We start from the raw sequence: 18656 nt of genomic DNA, 5'->3' as shown, positions 1-18656 counted from the left end.
GGGCTTCAACGACGTCCCGCGCGAACCTCGACATCGACGCCCGAACGGCGCCGCCTTCGCGAAGCCGCTCACCGTGTCGGTGCGTCGCCTACCACCAGCCGCGCTGCATCGGGCGATAGGGTTGACTGCCGTGCCGTGGATCCACGGGCTGGACCGGCTGACCGCCCCAGTTGCGGGGCGAGAAGAAACCGAAGCCGTCGTCGTCCTCCTGGACATCGCGGGTCGCAATCGCCGTCGGCTGGCGGGTGATGAAGCCGCCCTGGGGCTGGTTGGCCAGCACCGCGACGAATTCGGTGCGATAATTGGTTTCCTTGCTCAGCGGCTCGTCGGAAATGACGATCGAGGATCGCGGCATGGCGGTCGGCGCGATGCGGTCGAGCACCTCCTGCGGAATGGTGATGCGGTCCAGCGCGTTCCTGGCGTCGTCACCGTTGTCGATGCTGACCGCGGTCCAGCGCAGGCCCGCCCCTCACGCGCCACCGCCGTGAACACATGGGTGCCGATCGGCTGGTCGGGATTGCGGATGGTGACGGGCGCCTCGATGCTCGAATCGAACACTTCGCCACCGCCGTCCGGCGCCGGCTTGTGGGTGTTGCGTCGAACATAGAGTTTTTGCGTCTCACGGCTGATATAGATCGAGACCGGTTCCAGCGCGAGCTTCGCCTCGCTGGCCGCCTTTGCGGCATCGGCCTTGCGCGCCTGCGCTGCCTTGGCGGCCTCCTTCGTGGCGGCGGCGCTGGGCTTTGACGCTACGGCGGCGTTGGCCGCGTCGGCCTGCGCTGCCAGATCGGCAACTCTGGCGGCGGCCTTCTGTCTCAGGTCCTCGTTTCGCGCTTTGGCGTCGTCCGTCTTCGCGGCGGCCAGCGCCTTGTCGGCGGCGGCGAGTTCGCGGTCGGCCCGGGTCTTCTGCGCCTGCAGCTTCTTCAGCGACGTCGCCAGTTCCTTCGTCTCGCGCGCTGTCGTGGCGGCGGCCTGCTTGGCCTCGTCGGCGGCCTTCGCGGCTTCAGTGGCCTCACGGGCGAGGGTCTCGGCGCGCGCCGGCGCCGCCGCGATGGCGTCCGGGTTCGGCACCAGGAGCGCCGGGTGCGAGAACGCGACCGGGGCCGTGTCGTTCGGCGAGATGATCACCCGCATGCCGATCCGTGTCTTGTCGAACAGTTTTTCCGCGAAGCCGAACGGCATCCGCACGCAGCCGTGGGACGCGGCATAGCCCGGCAGCGGCCCGCCATGCAGCGCGACACCGTTCCAGGTGATGCGCTGCATGTGCGGCATCCAGGCATCGTCGTACATGGTCGAACGGTGGTCCTTGTCCTTCTCGAGCAGCGCGAACACGCCGGCCGGCGTCTCGCGGCCCGTGGTGCCGGTCGACACCGGTGCGCGAAAGATCCAGCCGTCGGCGTCGTAGAGTGTCACCTGCTGGGACTTGATCGACACGATGGCCATGATCGGCTCGCCGGCCTCGCGCGGCGCAGTCGCCTCGACGGCCGCCGCGGGGCGTTTTGGTTTTGCCGCGGCCGGGGCGGAGAGCGCCGTCACGGCGGCCATCACCGCGAGTGCCATCGGCACGCTGGATTGCGCCGTCGAAAATCGAAGAACCATGCCCTGCCCCGGTTGAAAGACCTGCCCGCGCCTGCGGCCGCCGCATGGCGTTTCCCACACGGAAGGAAACGCCGTCACCGTCCGCGCCGGTTCGCTGCTGGGACGAACCGCTACGTTCCGGTGACATTGCTCTCTTATACGACAGCCCGGGCAGGAGGAAGGCGGCGCACCACCGAAGCGTGCACTTATCCAGCCTCCGAGCCGGAGGCCACTGTCGTATAGCGCAGAACGCCGTCGGGACTGTGCACGGGAACAGGCACGCACGATCGAAACCGCGCTTCCGCAATATCGCACAGATCGGCGCAGCGGTCGCCTTCGCCGCTGCGCCCCGTTGCGGGATCAGTTCATCTTGATGTTGGCCGTTTCGATCACGGTCTTCCAGCGCTTTGTCTCGCTCGCGATGGTGCGGGAGAATTCCTCCGGCTCGACCGCAACCGCGACCGCGCCGAGCTCGGCCATCTTCTTGGCAGTTGCCGGCAACTGCATAAATGCCCGGATCTCGGCCGACAGCCTGTCGATGATCGGCTTCGGCGTGTTGGCCGGGGCAATGAAACCGTGCCAGGCCACCGCCTCGAAACCGGGCAGATATTCGGCAACCGCCGGCAGCTTCGGATCGAAATCGGCGCGCTTCGGCGTCGCCACCGCCAGCAGGGCCAGCGTGCCGCTCGCGGCGTGGGGCAGCAACAGGGGGATATTGTCGAACGCCAGGTCGATCTGGCCGCTCAGCAGGTCGGTGACCATCTGGCTCGAGCCCTTGTAGGGCACGTGAACCATGGTGGTGCCGGTCATCTGCTGGAACAGTTCGCCGGCCAGATGCTGGGAGGTGCCGGCACCGGCCGAGCCGAAGGTGACCTTGCCCGGATTGGCCTTCATATAGGCGATCAGTTCGGGCACCGTGCGTGCGGCGATGCGCGAGGGATTGACCACCAGAGCGTTCGGCACCACGCTGATCTGGGCGATCGGCACCAGATCCCTGTCAGGCTGATAGGTCAACTTGTCGCCGTACAGCGTCGGATTGATCGCCAGTGCCGACGTGCTCGCCAGCCCGATGGTGTAGCCGTCCGGCGCCGCGCGGGCGATCCGCGTTACGCCGATGATGCTGCCGGCGCCGCCGACATTCTCGATCAGGAACGGCTGCCCGAGTTTCTTCTGCAGATGCTCGCCGACCATGCGGGCGAAAATATCGGCGGTGCCGCCGGCGGAGAACGGCACAACAATGGTGACCGCCCGTGTCGGGTAGGCGTCCTGGGCATGGACCTGTGTCTGGGCCCCGGCGAACTGCGCAAGCAGGAGACAGGCGGCCGCAAGCATTGTCGATCTGAGTTTCATGGTATTTCCTCGTTTTGATTTTTTCTGTCGTTGTGTCTCGTGTCGCAAGCGCTAGCCGGCTGGCGGCGCCAGAACCTTGCCCGGATTCATGATGTCGTGGGGATCGAGCAGTTGCTTGACGTTGCGCAGCAGCGCCATCTCGACCGGCGAGGTGACACGTGCCAGCCGGTCGCGGTTGGCGACGCCGATGCCGTGTTCGGCGCTGATGCTGCCGCCCAGCACGCTGGTTTCCTCATCGACGATGGCGTTAACGGCGCGCACCGTGTCCTGCAGCGCGTCTCGCTGGTCAGGCGCGACGCCGGGGATGATCGCCAGAATGTGGATGTTGCCGTCGCCGACATGGCCGTGCATCACCACCCGCGCATCGGGTCGCAACGCGGCGATGCGCTGCTCGACCCGGGTAACGAACGTGGCCTGATGCTCGAGCGGCACCGCGCTGTCGTGGGAGATGACGTAGCCGGCGCGCTTGCTTCCTTCGGAAACGCTGTGCCGGATCTTCCAGAACGTGGCGGCCTGGGTCTCGCTGGCGGCAATCAGCGCGTCGCTCAGCAGGTCGTCGTCAAAGGCCGCCGCAAGCAGTTGCTCCAGCGCGGCATTGAGGTCGTTGCTGGCCAGCGTGTCGACGATCTCGATCAGGACATACCACGGCGCGTCGAGCGCAAACGGGATGGTCACGTCGGGCAGGTTCTCGGCGATCACCTCGATCTGGCCGCGCGACATCAGTTCGAATGCATTGATGCGGTCGCCGAGCGCGGCGCGCGCCCTGGCGAGCAGATCCAGCACGCTCTCGATCGAGCCGGCCTTGGCAAATGCAACCGCGCGCTGGCGCGGCCTTGGAAACAGTTTCAGCACGGCGCCGGTGATGATGCCCAGCGTCCCCTCGGCGCCAATGAACAGCTGCTTGGTATCGAAGCTGGTGGAGTCCTTGCGCAGGCTGGTCATCACATCGAGGATGTCGCCATTGGGCAGCACCACTTCCAGACCCAGGGTCAGTTCGCGCGTGGTGCCATAACGCAGCACCGCGGTGCCGCCGGCGTTGGTCGAGAGGTTGCCGCCAATCTGGCACGAACCCTCGGCCCCGAGACTGAGGGGAAACAACCGGTCGATACCCTCTGCCGCCGCCTGCACCTGCGCCAGGATGCAGCCGGCATCCACCGCGATGGCGTCGCCGAGCCGGCTGATGGCGCGAATGCGGTTGAGGCGGTCGAGCCGCAGCACGATCATCGGACCGTCGCCGACGGGCGTCGCAGCGCCGCACATGCCGGTGTTGCCGCCCTGCGGCACGATCGCCACGCAGCGCGCCGCGCAGGCCTTGACCGCCGCCGAGACCTCGGCGGTGTTGCCGGGCTTGACGACAGCGAGTGCCGCACCGCGATAGCGGCCGCGCCAGTCGACCACATAGGGATCGAGATCGCCGTCCGGGCCGATCACGTGCCTGGCGCCGACGATTGCCGCCAGTTCACGCAACAGTTCGGGCGCGTCGATGCTGCGCGGCAGATTACGCGACATGGCCTCGCCCGCCGCCGTCATCGGAACGACAGATCCAGCAGGCGGCCTTCGAACAGACGATCGCGCGAGCTTTCCAGATGATGACGCATGGCCGCGCGCGCCGCGTCGGCGTCGCGGTCGCGGATCGCCTCATAGATGCCGCGGTGCTCGTCGTAGACCTGTTCCAGTCCGGACGGCGCGCCGACCAGCGACAGCCCATGCAGCTTCATGCCGACCGCCACGTGCTCCTTGAGAGCATTCAACGAGGTCGAGAAATAGTGGTTGTTCGCCGCTTCGGCGACGGCAAGGTGAAAGGAAAAATCCGCGTCCTCGCGGTGGCGCAGCTTGCGCGTCGCCTCGTTCAGCAAAGCCAGCGCCGCCACCATCTTCTCCAGACCGGCCTCGTTGCGGCGCATGGCGGCAAAATGCGCCGCGTCGGATTCCATGGTGATGCGGAATTCGAAGCAGCGCTGGATATCGGCGATGGTCTCGACCCGCGCAAACCCCAGCGGCCGGTGTTCGGCGCGGGCATGCACGAAGCTTCCCGAGCCTTGGCGGGAATAGATCAGCCCCTCTTCGCGCAACCGGCTGAGCGCATCGCGGACGACAGGGCGCGACACGTTGAGCAGGCTGGCGAGATCGTGCTCGCCCGGCAGCTTCTGGTCGGGCGGATACTCGCCGCTGGCGATGCGCTGGACCAGCTGGCCATAGACCTTGTCGACGAGCGACCCTGCAGCGCGCGCTGCGGGCGGTGTCGGGACGCCGGACGGATCTGCTGATTTGTCGATCATGACCGAAGGATTGTGAGGCGCGGCTGAACTTGTCAACATGTTATTTTGGCTAGCGCGCGGACTGACACACTCAAGTATTTGATAAAACACCAATTATGCATAGGATTTTTCATCACCGGCAGTTTTCGGCAGCAATGTTGACAACTTGTCACGCGGTGTAGATCGTAGCGCCAGGTGCAAGCTGGTTTGCGCCACGGGGAGGCGCGACGGGTGAGCGGACTGAACGGCAAGGCGATCGTCATTATTGGTGCAAGTTCGGGAATCGGCGCGGCGGTGGCGCGGCGTTTCGGGGCATTGGGTGCCCGCCTCATCGTGCACTACAACGGCAATGCCGACGGCGCCGAGGAAGTCGCAGCCGACGTGCGCGCCGCCGGCGGCAGCGCCGACCTGCTGCGCGGCGATGTGTCCGACCGCCGCGAGTGCGAGCGCGTGATCGACGAGGCGCACGCCAGGCTGGGACGGATCGACGTCCTCATCAACAATGCCGGCGCCATGTTCGGCCGCACGGCCATCGCCGACGCGACCGACGCGCAGTATGACGACGTCGTCAATCTGAATATCGGATCGGTGTTCTTTGCCTCGCGCAAAGCCGCCAGGATCCTCACCGAACAGGGCTCCGGCTGCATCATCAACACCACCTCGGTGGCCGCCCGCAACGGCGGCGGCGGCGGCGCCGGACTGTACGGATCGGCGAAGGGCTTCGTCAGCACCATGACGCGCGTCCTGGCCAAGGAACTGGCGCCATTCGGCGCGCGCGCCAATGCAGTGGCGCCCGGCGTGATCATGACGCCGTTCCATCAGCGCTATTCGACCGCCGAACAGCTCGAAGGCGCGCGCCAGGGCATTCCGCTCGGCCGCATCGGCACGCCCGAGGATTGCGTCGGCGCCTATGAGTTCCTCGCCGACGAAACCATGAGCAGCTACATCACCGGACAGGTCATCGAGGTCAACGGCGGACAGATCATGCCGTGACGACTGCCTTGCCCTGACTGCCCGCAGCCACACCGCTGCATCCTGAAACATTCCTGCCAAGGTTCGAGCATCATGACAGCCCCTTTCCGACCGGCGTGTTCTGCGCCGCGCTGACGCCCTTCAACGCCGACCTATCGCCGGACCACGCATTGTTCGCGGCGCACTGCAAGCGCCTGCTGGACGATGGCTGTACCGGGATTGCCATGCTCGGCACCACCGGTGAGGCGAACTCGCTGTCGTCGCGCGAACGCATGGACCTGCTCGAGGCGGTGCTGAAATCCGGCGTCGCCCCGTCGCAACTGCTGCCGGGCACCGGCGTGGCCTCCTTCATGGAAACCGTGGAGTTGACCAAGCACGCGCTGGCGCAGGGCGTGCAGACCGTGGTGATGCTGCCGCCGTTCTACTACAAGGGCGTGTCCGATGACGGCATCGTGGCGGCCTACTCGGAAATCATCGAGCGTATCGACGATCCCCGCCTGCGCGTGGTGCTGTATCACATCCCGCAAATGTCGAGCGTGCCGCTATCGCTCGACGTCATCGCCCGACTGCGCGAAAAATTTCCGCAGACCGTGGTCGGCATCAAGGATTCGTCCGGCGACTTCGCCAACATGAGCGCCATCGTCGAACGTTTCCCCGGCTTCTCGGTGCTGGTGGGCGCCGATCCGCTGATGCTGTCGCTGCTGCCGAAGGGCGGCGCCGGCTGCATCACGGCCACCTCCAACCTAGTGGCGTCGGATCTTGCCACCGTGTTCGCCGGCTACGCCGACGAAGCCCGCCAGCCGCAGGTCGCCGCCGCGCAGGAACGGATCGTCGCGGCGCGCAACACCGTGTCGCGCTTCGCTCAGATGGCGTCGCTGAAAACCCTGCTGGCCAAACGATACGGCCACGACAGCTGGACGCGGCAGCGACCGCCGCTGACCCCGCTGACGGCAGAGGAAGCGGCAACGGTCAACGCGTCATTCGACGCATCCTGACGTCGAACGCCGCTACCTGACGCGATTTGCAATCGCGTCAGGATGGCGCGTGCAGCCGCTGTTCCATCCGAGTCGTCGACGGAGCACATCGTGTTCCGCGCGATGGAACCGTGTCGTCGCGGAACGACGCATCGCGCCGTATGCTCTCAACGACGCAGCCACACATCTCGATTCACATTTGCTTATCGATCCAGTGTTAGTTCGGTCCGAGGACCGCAGCGCGCGAAGCCGTCGCTGCGGCGCATCGCCGCTGTTGGCGAGCGATCCAGCACTGGAGTTACTGACCGATGAAGCGTCGCGATTTCCTGCTCTCCGCCACCGCATTCGGATTTGCCGCGCCGACCCTTTTCAAGGCAGCCGTATTGCCGCTGCAGGCGCAGGAGCCGGCGCCCGCCGGAGCGCGCATCGTGCGTGCCGCAGTGTTTCCGGCGATCGGATTTTCGCGCGTCGGCAACGGCGACCAGTGGTTTCTCGCTCCCGAAGTTCCGGGGTTGATGACCGAGCCCGAGGGCGGATTCAAGCAGGGACCGAACCGGGTCAAGAAACAAGTACAGCGCTTCCGCGTCTACGGTTACGACGATCAGGGCCGCGTGGTGCGCGAACTCGGCGCAGCCGACGGCCTGCGCTGGAGCGTTCACGTCGCCAACAGCAAGGCGGCCTGGTACGGCTACTCCAACGCGATGGACGGCGGCACGGATGCGCCCGGCATTCCCAACGCGCTACGCAATGCCGATATCGAGCCCGCTCTGCGCGAAGAGATGCTGGTCATCAATCCGGGCGAGGTCCGGATCGATGGCGCCTCGAAGAACGCCGACGGTCGCGACCAAGCCTATCGCATTGCCGGCCGGTTCTGGAAGACGATTCCCGTCACGCTCGGTCATCTGCGCACCGACGATGCCGGTCGCCTGCTGGTGTTTCCCGGCGACGGCGTATCCAACACCGCTCTGCCGCAAAATCCGGTCCGCGATTTCACCAACAATGACGGATGGCACGACGACTGGTGCGACGGCTGGGTCAAGGCCAGCGTCAATATCGGCGGCGCCGACATCGACTGCGAGTCGGCGTGGGTGGTCTGCTGCGGTCCGAAATTCGCACCCCAGATCGAGCCGATCGTCAGCCTGTACGACGCCGCACGCGAAGCGATGATCGCATCGGGGCACATCAAGCCGGCAAGCGGTCCGGTGTCGTTCCGCCAGGACGTGCTTCCAGTGCTGCGCCGCGCCGGCCTGATGCAGTGGATCGCGCAGGCGTCCTATCTCAGCAAGGCCTGGAGCGATCTCGACGACCTCACCGATCCTTCGGTGGTGAAGACGCTCGCCGATCCCTCCGAACAGATGCGCCCGACCCGCGAGAAGGTCCTGGCGGCATTCCGCAAGCCCGGCGGCAGCGACCAGCGCGCCAACGCATTGCCACCCATGCTCGGCGACGGCGTCAACTTCCCGGGAAGTCCGGTCGGCTGGCTCACGCTCACCGCAACCCAATATGCGATGCTGGCGCGCTGGGCGAAGGGCGAGTTCACCAACGACTTCAACGATGCCGCGGCCGATGCCATCGGCAAGCTCGACGACCTGCCGCTGTCGCAGCGGCCGGAAGCTCTTACCCGCGCGGCGCTGGACGCCTGTTCGGGCGGCGCATTCCATCCGGGCGTCGAGATCACATGGCCAATCCGCCATGCCGGGCTCTATCGTTCCACCACTGAAACGCCGTTGCCGTTCCGCATCGCGCTGTCGAAGCGCAAGACCCTGGTCCAGGATGTCGGCTTCCAGCTCAACCCGCATAACGTCTTCGCCGGGCACCCAACCAAACGCGACGACGTCGCGCCGGTGGGACCGCAGGCGCCGGGCGACCTTACGCGCTGGATGGGCGTGCCGTGGCAGGGCGACGCCTTCAGCTGTCAGTCGGTGCAGACGGCGGAAGGCTTTCCGACCCCCGTGTGGTGGCCTGCCTTGCTGCCGGTGGACGTGCTGCCGGAGGGCTTCTACGCGCAGATGCTGCGCAAGGACCTGTCGCCGGAAGACCGGATGCGCTTCTACCACGCCCGCGTGGCGTGGTCGCGCGGCGCTGCCGGCACCGGCCTGCATGTGGAGGCCGGCTACACCGACGGCCTGCGACGCATGATCGAATTGTGGACACAGATGGGCGTCGTGGTGCGCCGCTCCGGACCGGGCGATCTGCCGGGCGTGCCGAAGGACATCTATGTCGAGGTGCAGCGCGGCAAGATGTCGCTCGCAACCGACAAGAAGCCGACCTAACGGAATGCCGGACGTCGTTATCCTCGGCGCGGGCATGGCGGGCATGGCCTGTGCCCGCACGCTGCTCCAGCGCGGACTTCGTCCGCTGCTGGTCGCGCCGGAGCCGGATGTCGCCAGCCGCGGCGAGACGCTGTCGTTTCGCGCCTCGCCGTATCTCGAACGCCTCGGCTGGCTGGATCTGCTCGACGCCGAGACGGCCACGCCGTGTCAGGGACGCTACTCCCTGTGGGGCAGCGCGGCGCTGCGTCGCGACGCGTCGCATCAGGACGAGCAGCCGGGTTGGCACATCGACCGCCGGCGCCTGGAAGCACGTATGGCCGATACGCTCGACACCGCCGGCATCGCGCGCCGGCGCACCGAAGCGCGGCAACTGTCGCAAGAGCCTTCCGAGGTGACGATCGCGCTGGCCGACGGCGGGTCGATCGACGCCGCCTATGTCATCGATTGCACCGGCCGGGCGGCTGTGACCGCCGGACCCGACACCCCGCTCCGCCGTCTCGACAGGCTGGTTGGCTGCTACTGCGTGCTCACGCTCGATGACGACGTGGATGCCGTGGCGGCGACGCTGGTCGAGGCCGTCGCCGACGGCTGGTGGTACATGACCGTGATGCCTGGCGGCCGCAGCCTGCTGTGCTACTTCACCGACTCCGATCTGCTGCCACCGGGACTGCGCAAGGATCCCGGCTTGCTGGGTCCGTTGCTGTCGCAGACCCAGGCGATCGCGGCACGGCTCGACAGTCTCGGCCTCGATCCGACGGCATCAGGCGCATTGATTTTCGCGCCGGCCAGCACCGCAACCCAGGTTAGACTGATCGAGCACCGCATCATTCGTGCCGGCGATGCCGCGAGCGCGCTCGATCCGCTCGGCGCCAACGGCCTCGCCACGGCGCTGTGGAGCGGCATCCAGGCCGCGGAAAGCGTGATCGGACTTCTCGCCGGCAACGACAGCCAAGCCAAGGATTATGAGCGACGCTTTCTCGAAGGCATCGCGTCCTTCCTGACCACGCAGCGCGCGATGTATGCGTCGGAACGACGCTTCAGCGACGCATCGTTCTGGCAGCGGCGAAGCCACGCCGCGCCCGCGAGAGCCTGACCCCCATGGCCATCGCCCTCACCCGTCGATCCACGTCCACCCGGCTCGACCCAACATCGAGCGTCATTCCCGCCAAAGAGGTTGTCATGCTGTCCTGCCTGCGTATCGCTGCCGTTGTCTCCTCGACCCTGCTGGTCTGCGTCGCCGGACCGGCGCAGTCCGAGGCCGTCAAGATCATTCCGCCGGTCAAGGGCGGCATCACGCCGAGCGGATCGTGGAGCGTCGGCGCCCGCGCCGGCGACTTCATTTTCGTCGGCGGCATGCGCGGCGTCGATCCCGCGACCAACAAGCTGGTCGAAGGCGACGAAGCGCGCATCCGCCAGATGTTCGTCAACATGAAGCAGGTCGCCGAGGCCGAGGGCGCCACCCTGCAGGACGCGGTGCGCCTGACCATCTACGTGTCCGACGTCGTGCGCTATCGCGCCCTTGTCAACAAGGTGCAGGAAGACCTCTGGGGCAAGGGCCCCTATCCGCCGCGCACCGTGTTGGAAGTCCGCAAGCTCGACCAGGACGACATCGCCGAAGTCGACGCCACCTTCTACGCGCCGGCCAAAAAGAACTGACGGCACGAATCGGCCTTTTCATCGGCGCGTGCGGATGACGCCGGTCCGCACGCCGCCAAGGCCGGGAACTGGAGTGCGCCTGGCGCCATGCCGGCCAAGCCGGCAGTACAAGGGATCTCTGTGGAAGCCATTTCGCCGATCACGGCGAGTTGTGGCCGCAGGCCGGCTGCGGCCTCCACAAATAACGCGTAATTCACCGCGAAAATGCTATGCAGCTTCCCGGATCAACCTGTTTTCCGCCCAGCCTTTCCCAAAGGATCATTTGCCCATGCCGTCGTTTCGTTTTCTCCGCTCCGCTACGGTGGCCCTCGCGCTTTGCGGCATCCCCGCGGTCGCCTCGGCGCAGAGCTTCAACGACGCCCAGCGCGGCGAGATCCAGAAGATCATCAAGGACTACCTGATCACCCACCCTGAAGTGCTCGAGGAAGTCTCGGCCGAACTGACCAAGCGCCAGGCCACCGCCGAGGCCGAGAAGCATCAGGCGGCGATTGCCTCCAATGCCAATATCATCTTCAACTCGCCGCGCGGCGTCACCGTCGGCAACAAGGACGGCGACGTCACCTTCGTCGAGTTCTTCGACTACAACTGCGGCTACTGCAAACGCGCGATGACCGACATGATCGACCTCATGAAGGCCGATCCGAAGCTCAAGGTGGTGCTGAAGGAATTCCCGGTGCTCGGACCGGGTTCGGTGGAAGCCGCGCAGGTCGCCGTCGCCGTGCGCATGCAGGATCCCACCGGCAAGAAGTACCTCGACTTCCACCAGAAGCTGCTCGGCGGCCGCGGTCAGGCCGACAAGGCCCGCGCCATGGCGGCGGCCAAGGAGGCGGGCCTCGACATGACGAAACTGGAGAAGGATCTCACCAGCCCCGAGGTGCGCGCCACCATCGAGGAAAACTTCAAGCTCGCCGAAGCCATGGGCATGAACGGCACGCCGAGCTACGTGATCGGCAAGCAGGTCGTCATCGGCGCGGTCGGCGCCGACGCCCTCAAGGAAAAGATCGGCATCGCCCGCTGCGGCAAGGCGACCTGCTGACCACCACCACCATCGCTGTGAATGACGAAAGCCGGCTGCGCTGCAGCCGGCTTTTTGTTGCGGGAGCTTCACGTGAAGGGTTTAGTCAGGGCGCACCCCATTCCGTTCGCGCAGGTGCCGCCGAACCTCGCTCACCCGTTTATAGGGATTCTAAGCTGCGACTGATTTGCAGCAAGTTTTCAGGCCGGATTTGGCCTATGTATGGGGTGCATACTGCCCGTTGACGACGCTGACTGAATCGATACGTAACCGATGACCGAGCCAACCTGCCTGGGACACGCCAAACGCGGATTCGTCGGGCGAATCCATGCAATCAGTGCTGCGGACTGCAATTCCATCCTGGCCCCGGCCGAGCTGGAAAGCCGGCTGATCGAGATGGGTTTTGTCGAAGGCGCCAGCGTCGAGATTCTGCACGAAGGCATGATCGGCAAGGACCCGATCGCCGTCCGTGTCGACAACGCGACCGTCGCCATTCGTCGCCGTGAGGCGATGGCCATCATGGTCGCCTGAGCGATGCATGCGCCGTTGGCTTCCACTCTGAACTCGCCGTTGAACCTCGCTTTGGTCGGCACGCCGAACAGCGGCAAGACCTCGCTGTTCAATGCGCTGACCGGCAGCCGCCAGCGCGCGGCCAATTACCCCGGCGTCACCGTCGAGCGGAAATCCGGCGTCTTCCAGACCCCTGCCGGCCGTGCCGTCACCGTGCTCGACCTGCCCGGCACCTATTCGCTGCGCGGACGCAGCCCTGACGAGCAGATCACCCGCGACGTGGTACTCGGCGGCATGCGTGGCGAGGCTCTGCCCGACTGCATCGTCTGCGTCGCCGACGCCACCAACCTGCGGCTCAGCTTCCGCCTGGTGCTGGAGCTGAAGCAGGTCGGCCGGCCGATGCTGCTGGTGCTCAACATGATCGACCTGGCGCGGCACCGCGGCATCGCCATCGATCTCGAGCGGCTGTCGTCGGAGCTGGGCATTCCCGTGGTCACCGCCACCGCCGTGCGCAAGGGCGGCATCGCCGAGTTGCTGAGCCGCATCGATGCCCTGCCGGCGAGCCGCGCCGCCGATCCCGCTGCCAACAGCTGGCAGGCGATGCCGCCCGGCGCGTTGCGCGCCATGCAGCGCGAGGCCGACCGCATCATCGCCGCCGCGGTGACGCCGCCGACCCGACCGGAGACCATGACAACCCGGATCGACGCCTTTGTGCTGCATCCCTTGTTCGGAATGCTGATCCTGTTGACGGTGCTGTTCATCATGTTCCAGGCCGTGTTCAGCTGGGCGCAGCCGACCATGGAGCTGTTGTCCGACAGTTTTGCGGCGCTCGGGGCGTTCGTCCACGCCCACCTGCCCCAGGGACTGCTGCAGAGCTTCCTGGAGAACGGCGTGATCTCCGGCGTCGGCAGCGTGCTGGTGTTCCTGCCGCAGATCCTGATCCTGTTCCTGTTCATCCTGCTGCTGGAGGATTTCGGCTACATGGCGCGCGCCGCGTTTCTGATGGATCGCATCATGGGCGGCGCCGGGCTGCACGGCCGCGCCTTCATCCCGCTGCTGTCGAGCTTCGCCTGCGCGATCCCCGGCATCATGGCGACGCGGGTGATCGACAACAAACGCGACCGCCTGACCACCATCCTGATCGCGCCGCTGATGACCTGCTCGGCGCGCATTCCGGTCTACACTCTGATCATCTCGGCGTTCATTCCGCAGCGCGACGTGCTGGGCATCTTCAACCTGCAGGGGCTGGTGATGTTCGGCCTCTACGGCGTCGGCATCGGCAGCGCGCTTGGCGTGTCCTATGTGGCGAAACTGATGATGGGGCGCGACTACGAGCCGTCGCCGTTCATGATGGAATTGCCGGACTACAAGGCGCCGCGGCTGAAGAGCATCGCGCTCGGCCTCTACATGCGCGCCAAGATGTTCCTGCACCGGGCCGGCACCACGATCTTCTCGATGATGGTGCTGATCTGGTTCCTGGCCTCGTTCCCGCAGCCGCCGGCCGGCGCCGAGGGCCCCGCCATCAACTACAGCCTGGCGGCGATGATCGGCCGCTTCATCGAGCCGGCGCTGGCGCCGCTCGGCTTCAACTGGCAGATCGCGGTGGCGCTGATCCCCGGCATGGCCGCGCGGGAAGTGGCCGTGGCGGCACTCGGCACCGTCTACGCCATCGAGGGTGGCAAGGAAGCCGCCGACCAGATCGGCCAAGTGCTGGCGCAGAACTGGAGCCTCGCCACCGCGCTGTCACTGCTGGTGTGGTACATCTTTGCGCCGCAATGCGCCTCGACGCTGGCGGTGATCCGCCGCGAAACCGGCAGCTGGAAGTGGATGGCGTTCACCTTCGGCTACATGCTGGTGCTCGCCTACATTGCTTCGTTGATCACCTACAACGTTGCCGTAGCACTCGGCGCCGGCTGAGCCGGCCGCGCCTGCCAGGGCTTGCCACGGACCGCGCCCAAACCGCAGGCACCCGCACCATTTCCCCGGTTTTCAACATTGGTCCGCAAAACTACGGACTCGCCAGTTAACGATCCAGAATGTCATGGAACCTACACTGCAGGCCGCTAGACAGCGCCGACAGAGGATCGGCTTACCAGCGGTAACGTAGACCATGGACGAGAAGAGAAGCGCGACTCGCCATCGTGTGTTGAAGGCCGCGATCATGACGTTCGGCGGCGGCGGCATCAGCTGTGTGGTGCGCAATGTGTCCGACGCCGGCGCCGCGCTCGACGTGGCAAGTCCGCTGGGCATCCCCGACGAATTCGACCTTCTGGTCGAAGCGGATGGCTCCAGGCGTCACTGCCGCGTGGTGTGGCGAACCGAGCGGCGCATTGGCGTGTCATTTTCCCCGTCGCATAGTGCGATCAATACCGTCCCGGTGACCGAGCGAGATCCGGCAGAAGCGGATTTATCTCGGAACCTCCCTCCTCGCCTCCCGTTGTCGGACGGGCAATGCAAAAGCGAGGAGAACAAGATGAACAACCGTTTATTGATGAGCGTCGCAGCCGCCGCCCTGATCGCCGGAACCGGTCTGGCAACCGCACAAAATCCTGGCGCGGGTCGCGAAGCGCCTGCCGCGGACGCGACCAAGTCCGCACCGTCGGCACCATCAGCTGATCGCGCGGCACCGGTTGAACGCACCGCGCCCACCAACAAGGACGAAGCCACCGATACCATGAAGCGATCGGACTCCGGATCCGACATCAAGGCTGCGCCTTCCGACGACAAGATGAAACGCGACAATGGCGCTCAGCGGGCGACCGATTCCAGCCGCGATGGCGCAGTGCCAAAGTCCGCCACGACCGCTACCGACAAGAGCGATCCGTCGAAAGCCGGCAAGGACATGAAGGCCGAGGGTCAAAGCGCGACCGGCTCCAAGGCCGCGGACACCAAGTCCACGTCGACCGAGACCAAGTCCACAACGACAACGGGCCAGGCCGGCGCCGCCGGCAAGCTGTCTACCGAGCAGCGCACCAAGATCACCACCGTGATCAAGGAGCAGAAGGTGCAGCCGGTGACCAACGTCAACTTCTCGATTTCGGTCGGCACGCGCGTGCCGCGTGAAGTGCACTTCCATCCGCTCCCGACGGAAATCGTCACGGTCTATCCGGACTGGCGCGGCTACGAGTTTTTCCTGGTCCGCGACCAAATCATCGTGGTGAATCCCAGGACGCTTGAGATCGTTGCGGTTCTCGAAGCGTAATCGGCGCCTTCGCACGCGCGGCGATTGGCGGGCCGAAAGGCTCGCCCCTTGCCGTCTCCAGGACCGACGCAGTCCGATGGAACCCGGACTGACACCTCCGCGCGGTCGCCACCGTCTCTGCCCCCAAGGTTCAACCGTGGTTAACGAGCGGTTTGCGCCTGTTCAGGGTGGCTTTTTGCGAATGGGATGAGGTATTTGGCTGGGGGAACCGGAGCCCAGGAGGCTTCCCCTCGGCGTTGAGGCTGCCTATAACCCCCGGGCACCCGCGCCCCGCGCCCAAATGCGGACATTGCCAGGATCTCCCGATGGCCACGACAGCTGCCAAGACCGTTTACGTGCTCAACGGCCCCAACCTCAACCTGCTGGGGATCCGCGAGCCCGAGACCTATGGCCACGCCACGCTGGCCGACGTGGAGAAGCTGTGCGTGGAGGCCGCCGCGCGTTTCGGCCTGACGGCCGATTGCCGGCAGTCCAACCACGAGGGTGAGCTGATCGATTTCATTCACGAGGCGCGCGAAAAGGGCGTGGTCGGGATCGTCATCAATGCCGGCGGCTATTCGCACACCTCGATCGCCCTCCATGACGCGCTTGTCGGCGTCAAGATTCCGACGGTGGAAGTCCACGTCAGCAACGTCTATCAGCGCGAGAGTTTTCGCCACCATTCCTTTACCGCCAAGGCCGCGTTCGCATCGTTGTGCGGCTTCGGTATCGAAGGATACCGTCTTGCTATCAGCGGCCTTGCCGCGAAAATCGGCGCGACCGCAGTCTGACGGTTCGCCTTCACTCCTGAAACAGCCGGATTGCACCCATGGCCGCCAAGCCTGAAACCAAGAAGCCTGAAGCACCCCAGACCGCGACAGCGAAGTCCAACGAGGACGGCGCGCTGATCCGCGAACTGGCGTTGCTGCTCGACGAAACCAACCTCACCGAGATCGAGGTCGAGCGCGCCGGTCTGCGCGTCCGCGTCGCTCGCAACATATCCATTGCCGCCGCGATGCCATCCGCCGGCTACATGCAGGCGCCGGCCGCTGCGGCGCCGGTCGCGGTCGCAGCCCCGGCGGTGGACGCGGCGAAACATCCGGGCGCCGTACCCTCGCCCATGGTCGGCACCGTGTATTGGGCCTCGGAGCCCGGCGCGCGCCCTTCGTGGAGGTCGGCACCAAAGTGGCCGTCGGACAGACCCTGGTGATCATCGAAGCCATGAAGACCATGAACCAGATCCCGGCGCCGCGTGCCGGCACCGTGACGCAGATCCTCGTTGAAGACGGCGCGCCGGTGGAATACGGCGAGCCGCTGGTTATCATTGAGTAACAAAACGCGACCGTCATCCTGAGGCGCTCGCCCGCCAGGGCGAGCCTCGAAGGATGAGGGCCCAGTGCTCAGAGCGTGCGGCCATCCTTCGAGGCGCGCGCAAGAGCGCACGCTCCTCCAGCCGAAACGCAATTGCGTTTCGGCGTGGATGACGAGGTGCGCGCGGATGCTACGGAAAGCAGACAACGATGTTCGAGAAAATCCTGATAGCCAACCGCGGCGAGATCGCGCTGCGCATCCTGCGGGCCTGCAAGGAGCTGGGCATCGCCACGGTGGCGGTGCACTCCACGGCCGACGCCGACGCCATGCATGTGCGCCTTGCCGACGAGAGCGTGTGCATCGGGCCGCCGTCCTCGAAGGACAGCTATCTCAACATTCCCTCATTGCTGGCGGCCTGCGAGATCACCGGCGCCGACGCGGTGCACCCCGGCTACGGATTCCTGTCGGAGAATGCGCGCTTCGCCGAGATTCTCGCCGACCACAACCTGCATTTCATCGGCCCGAAGGCCGAGCATATCCGCCTGATGGGCGACAAGATCGAAGCCAAGAAGACCGCCAAGCGGCTCGGCATCCCCGTGGTGCCCGGCTCCGACGGCGGCGTCGGCCCCGAGGACGACGCCATGGCCATCGCCAAGGCGATCGGCTTCCCGGTGCTGGTGAAAGCCGCCTCCGGCGGCGGCGGTCGCGGCATGAAGGTGGCGGAGACCGAAGCCGACCTGATGATGGCGCTGTCGACCGCCGGTAACGAGGCCAAGGCAGCGTTCGGCGACGCCTCGGTCTATCTGGAAAAATACCTGCAGAAACCGCGCCATATCGAAATCCAGGTGCTCGGCGACGGTCGCGGCGGCGCCATCCATCTCGGCGAGCGCGATTGCTCGCTGCAGCGCCGCCACCAGAAGATCTGGGAAGAAGGCCCCTCGCCCATCCTGACCGCCGCTGCCCGCGCCAAGATCGGCGCAACCTGCGCCAAGGCAATGCAGGAAATGCAGTATCTCGGCGTCGGCACTATCGAATTCCTCTATGAGGACGGCGAGTTCTACTTCATCGAAATGAACACCCGAATCCAGGTCGAGCATCCCGTCACCGAGATGATCACGGACATCGATCTGGTGCTGGAGCAGATCCGCATCGCCGCCGGCGGCGACCTGCCCTGCACCCAGGAAGAGGTCATCATCAACGGCCACTCGATCGAGTGCCGCATCAATGCGGAGAATCCCGAGACCTTCCGCCCGTCCCCCGGCAAGATTACCCAGTATCACCCGCCCGGCGGCCTTGGCGTCCGGATCGATTCGGCGGTCTACCAAGGCTACGTCATCCCGCCCTATTACGATTCGCTGGTCGGCAAGCTGATCGTGCACGGCAAGAACCGGCCGGAATGCCTGATGCGGCTTCGCCGGGCTCTGGACGAGATCGTCGTCGAGGGCATCGAGACCACGCTGCCGCTGTTCCGGGCACTGGCCCGCGAACCCGGCATTATCGACGGCGATTACCACATCCACTGGCTGGAACAGTATCTCGCCGGCAAGGCACCCAGCTGACGACGAGACCCGGAATATT

General features: G+C 65.8%; 14 protein-coding genes and 2 pseudogenes. 12 read left to right on the top strand and 4 right to left on the bottom strand.

From position 1 onward, the window contains the following. Nucleotides 1-88: 88 nt before the first annotated feature. The 4 genes and pseudogenes from ONR75_RS16630 to ONR75_RS16615 form a co-directional block, all read right to left on the bottom strand. A pseudogene (locus ONR75_RS16630) lies at nt 89-1599 on the bottom strand (L,D-transpeptidase). Between the two features lie 339 nt (nt 1600-1938). After that, nucleotides 1939-2928: a Bug family tripartite tricarboxylate transporter substrate binding protein gene (locus ONR75_RS16625; RefSeq protein WP_265078249.1), complete on the bottom strand. Its 990-nt coding sequence runs from the start codon at nt 2926-2928 to the stop codon at nt 1939-1941. A gap of 51 nt (nt 2929-2979) precedes the next feature. Further along, nucleotides 2980-4437, bottom strand: a complete 1458-nt coding sequence (locus ONR75_RS16620) for an FAD-binding oxidoreductase (protein ID WP_265078248.1) — start codon at nt 4435-4437, stop codon at nt 2980-2982. A 17-nt stretch (nt 4438-4454) separates the two neighbouring features. Beyond that, complete coding sequence (locus ONR75_RS16615; RefSeq protein ID WP_265078247.1) at nt 4455-5207, bottom strand: FadR/GntR family transcriptional regulator; 753 nt, start codon at nt 5205-5207, stop codon at nt 4455-4457. 210 nt (nt 5208-5417) lie between these two features. Between ONR75_RS16615 and ONR75_RS16610 the strand changes: the two genes are divergently transcribed. The 12 genes and pseudogenes from ONR75_RS16610 (at nt 5418) to accC (ending at nt 18637) form a co-directional block, all read left to right on the top strand. Further along, nucleotides 5418-6179, top strand: a complete 762-nt coding sequence (locus tag ONR75_RS16610) for an SDR family NAD(P)-dependent oxidoreductase (RefSeq protein ID WP_265078246.1) — start codon at nt 5418-5420, stop codon at nt 6177-6179. 95 nt (nt 6180-6274) lie between these two features. After that, nucleotides 6275-7153, top strand: a complete 879-nt coding sequence (locus tag ONR75_RS16605) for a dihydrodipicolinate synthase family protein (RefSeq protein ID WP_265078245.1) — start codon at nt 6275-6277, stop codon at nt 7151-7153. 287 nt (nt 7154-7440) lie between these two features. After that, nucleotides 7441-9405 (top strand): CTQ-dependent glycine oxidase GoxA, encoded by a 1965-nt coding sequence (gene goxA / locus ONR75_RS16600; RefSeq protein WP_265078244.1) that lies wholly within the window; start codon nt 7441-7443, stop codon nt 9403-9405. 4 nt (nt 9406-9409) lie between these two features. Continuing rightward, nucleotides 9410-10498 (top strand): NAD(P)/FAD-dependent oxidoreductase, encoded by a 1089-nt coding sequence (locus tag ONR75_RS16595; protein WP_265078243.1) that lies wholly within the window; start codon nt 9410-9412, stop codon nt 10496-10498. A gap of 5 nt (nt 10499-10503) precedes the next feature. Next, entirely contained in the window at nt 10504-11061 is a 558-nt protein-coding gene (locus tag ONR75_RS16590; protein ID WP_265078242.1) for a RidA family protein, read from the top strand. Nucleotides 11062-11329: 268 nt separating this feature from the next. Then, nucleotides 11330-12097: a DsbA family protein gene (locus ONR75_RS16585; RefSeq protein ID WP_265078241.1), complete on the top strand. Its 768-nt coding sequence runs from the start codon at nt 11330-11332 to the stop codon at nt 12095-12097. A 252-nt stretch (nt 12098-12349) separates the two neighbouring features. Then, on the top strand, nt 12350-12607 hold the full coding sequence (locus ONR75_RS16580; RefSeq protein ID WP_265078240.1) for a FeoA family protein: 258 nt from the start codon (nt 12350-12352) through the stop codon (nt 12605-12607). Between the two features lie 3 nt (nt 12608-12610). Beyond that, on the top strand, nt 12611-14503 hold the full coding sequence (gene feoB / locus ONR75_RS16575; RefSeq protein ID WP_413776349.1) for a ferrous iron transporter B: 1893 nt from the start codon (nt 12611-12613) through the stop codon (nt 14501-14503). 193 nt (nt 14504-14696) lie between these two features. Next, nucleotides 14697-15788 (top strand): DUF1236 domain-containing protein, encoded by a 1092-nt coding sequence (locus tag ONR75_RS16570; protein WP_320109623.1) that lies wholly within the window; start codon nt 14697-14699, stop codon nt 15786-15788. 305 nt (nt 15789-16093) lie between these two features. Further along, the gene (gene aroQ, locus ONR75_RS16565) at nt 16094-16558 is read left to right on the top strand and encodes a type II 3-dehydroquinate dehydratase (RefSeq protein WP_265078238.1); all 465 of its coding nucleotides are present in this window, start codon (nt 16094-16096) and stop codon (nt 16556-16558) included. A 38-nt stretch (nt 16559-16596) separates the two neighbouring features. Beyond that, nucleotides 16597-17099, top strand: a pseudogene (accB, locus tag ONR75_RS16560) (acetyl-CoA carboxylase biotin carboxyl carrier protein). 188 nt (nt 17100-17287) lie between these two features. Beyond that, entirely contained in the window at nt 17288-18637 is a 1350-nt protein-coding gene (accC, locus tag ONR75_RS16555; RefSeq protein WP_265078237.1) for an acetyl-CoA carboxylase biotin carboxylase subunit, read from the top strand. The last annotated feature ends 19 nt before the right edge of the window (nt 18638-18656 follow it).

This window comes from Rhodopseudomonas sp. P2A-2r (assembly GCF_026015985.1).
In the GTDB taxonomy this organism is placed as follows: Bacteria; Pseudomonadota; Alphaproteobacteria; order Rhizobiales; family Xanthobacteraceae; genus Tardiphaga.
Note: the sequence above shows the minus strand (reverse complement) of the source record. Positions and strands in the feature narration are given on the sequence as shown.

Bases quoted from the DNA above. Each gene is read 5' to 3' on its own strand.
- ONR75_RS16615 (WP_265078247.1), bottom strand. From the start codon at position 5,207: ATGATCGACAAATCAGCAGATCCGTCCGGCGTCCCGACACCGCCCGCA.
- accC (WP_265078237.1), top strand. From the start codon at position 17,288: ATGTTCGAGAAAATCCTGATAGCCAACCGCGGCGAGATCGCGCTGCGC.
- ONR75_RS16625 (WP_265078249.1), bottom strand. From the start codon at position 2,928: ATGAAACTCAGATCGACAATGCTTGCGGCCGCCTGTCTCCTGCTTGCG.
- ONR75_RS16570 (WP_320109623.1), top strand. From the start codon at position 14,697: ATGGACGAGAAGAGAAGCGCGACTCGCCATCGTGTGTTGAAGGCCGCG.
- ONR75_RS16590 (WP_265078242.1), top strand. From the start codon at position 10,504: ATGGCCATCGCCCTCACCCGTCGATCCACGTCCACCCGGCTCGACCCA.
- ONR75_RS16580 (WP_265078240.1), top strand. From the start codon at position 12,350: ATGACCGAGCCAACCTGCCTGGGACACGCCAAACGCGGATTCGTCGGG.
- ONR75_RS16585 (WP_265078241.1), top strand. From the start codon at position 11,330: ATGCCGTCGTTTCGTTTTCTCCGCTCCGCTACGGTGGCCCTCGCGCTT.
- aroQ (WP_265078238.1), top strand. From the start codon at position 16,094: ATGGCCACGACAGCTGCCAAGACCGTTTACGTGCTCAACGGCCCCAAC.
- goxA (WP_265078244.1), top strand. From the start codon at position 7,441: ATGAAGCGTCGCGATTTCCTGCTCTCCGCCACCGCATTCGGATTTGCC.
- ONR75_RS16620 (WP_265078248.1), bottom strand. From the start codon at position 4,437: ATGTCGCGTAATCTGCCGCGCAGCATCGACGCGCCCGAACTGTTGCGT.
- feoB (WP_413776349.1), top strand. From the start codon at position 12,611: ATGCATGCGCCGTTGGCTTCCACTCTGAACTCGCCGTTGAACCTCGCT.
- ONR75_RS16595 (WP_265078243.1), top strand. From the start codon at position 9,410: ATGCCGGACGTCGTTATCCTCGGCGCGGGCATGGCGGGCATGGCCTGT.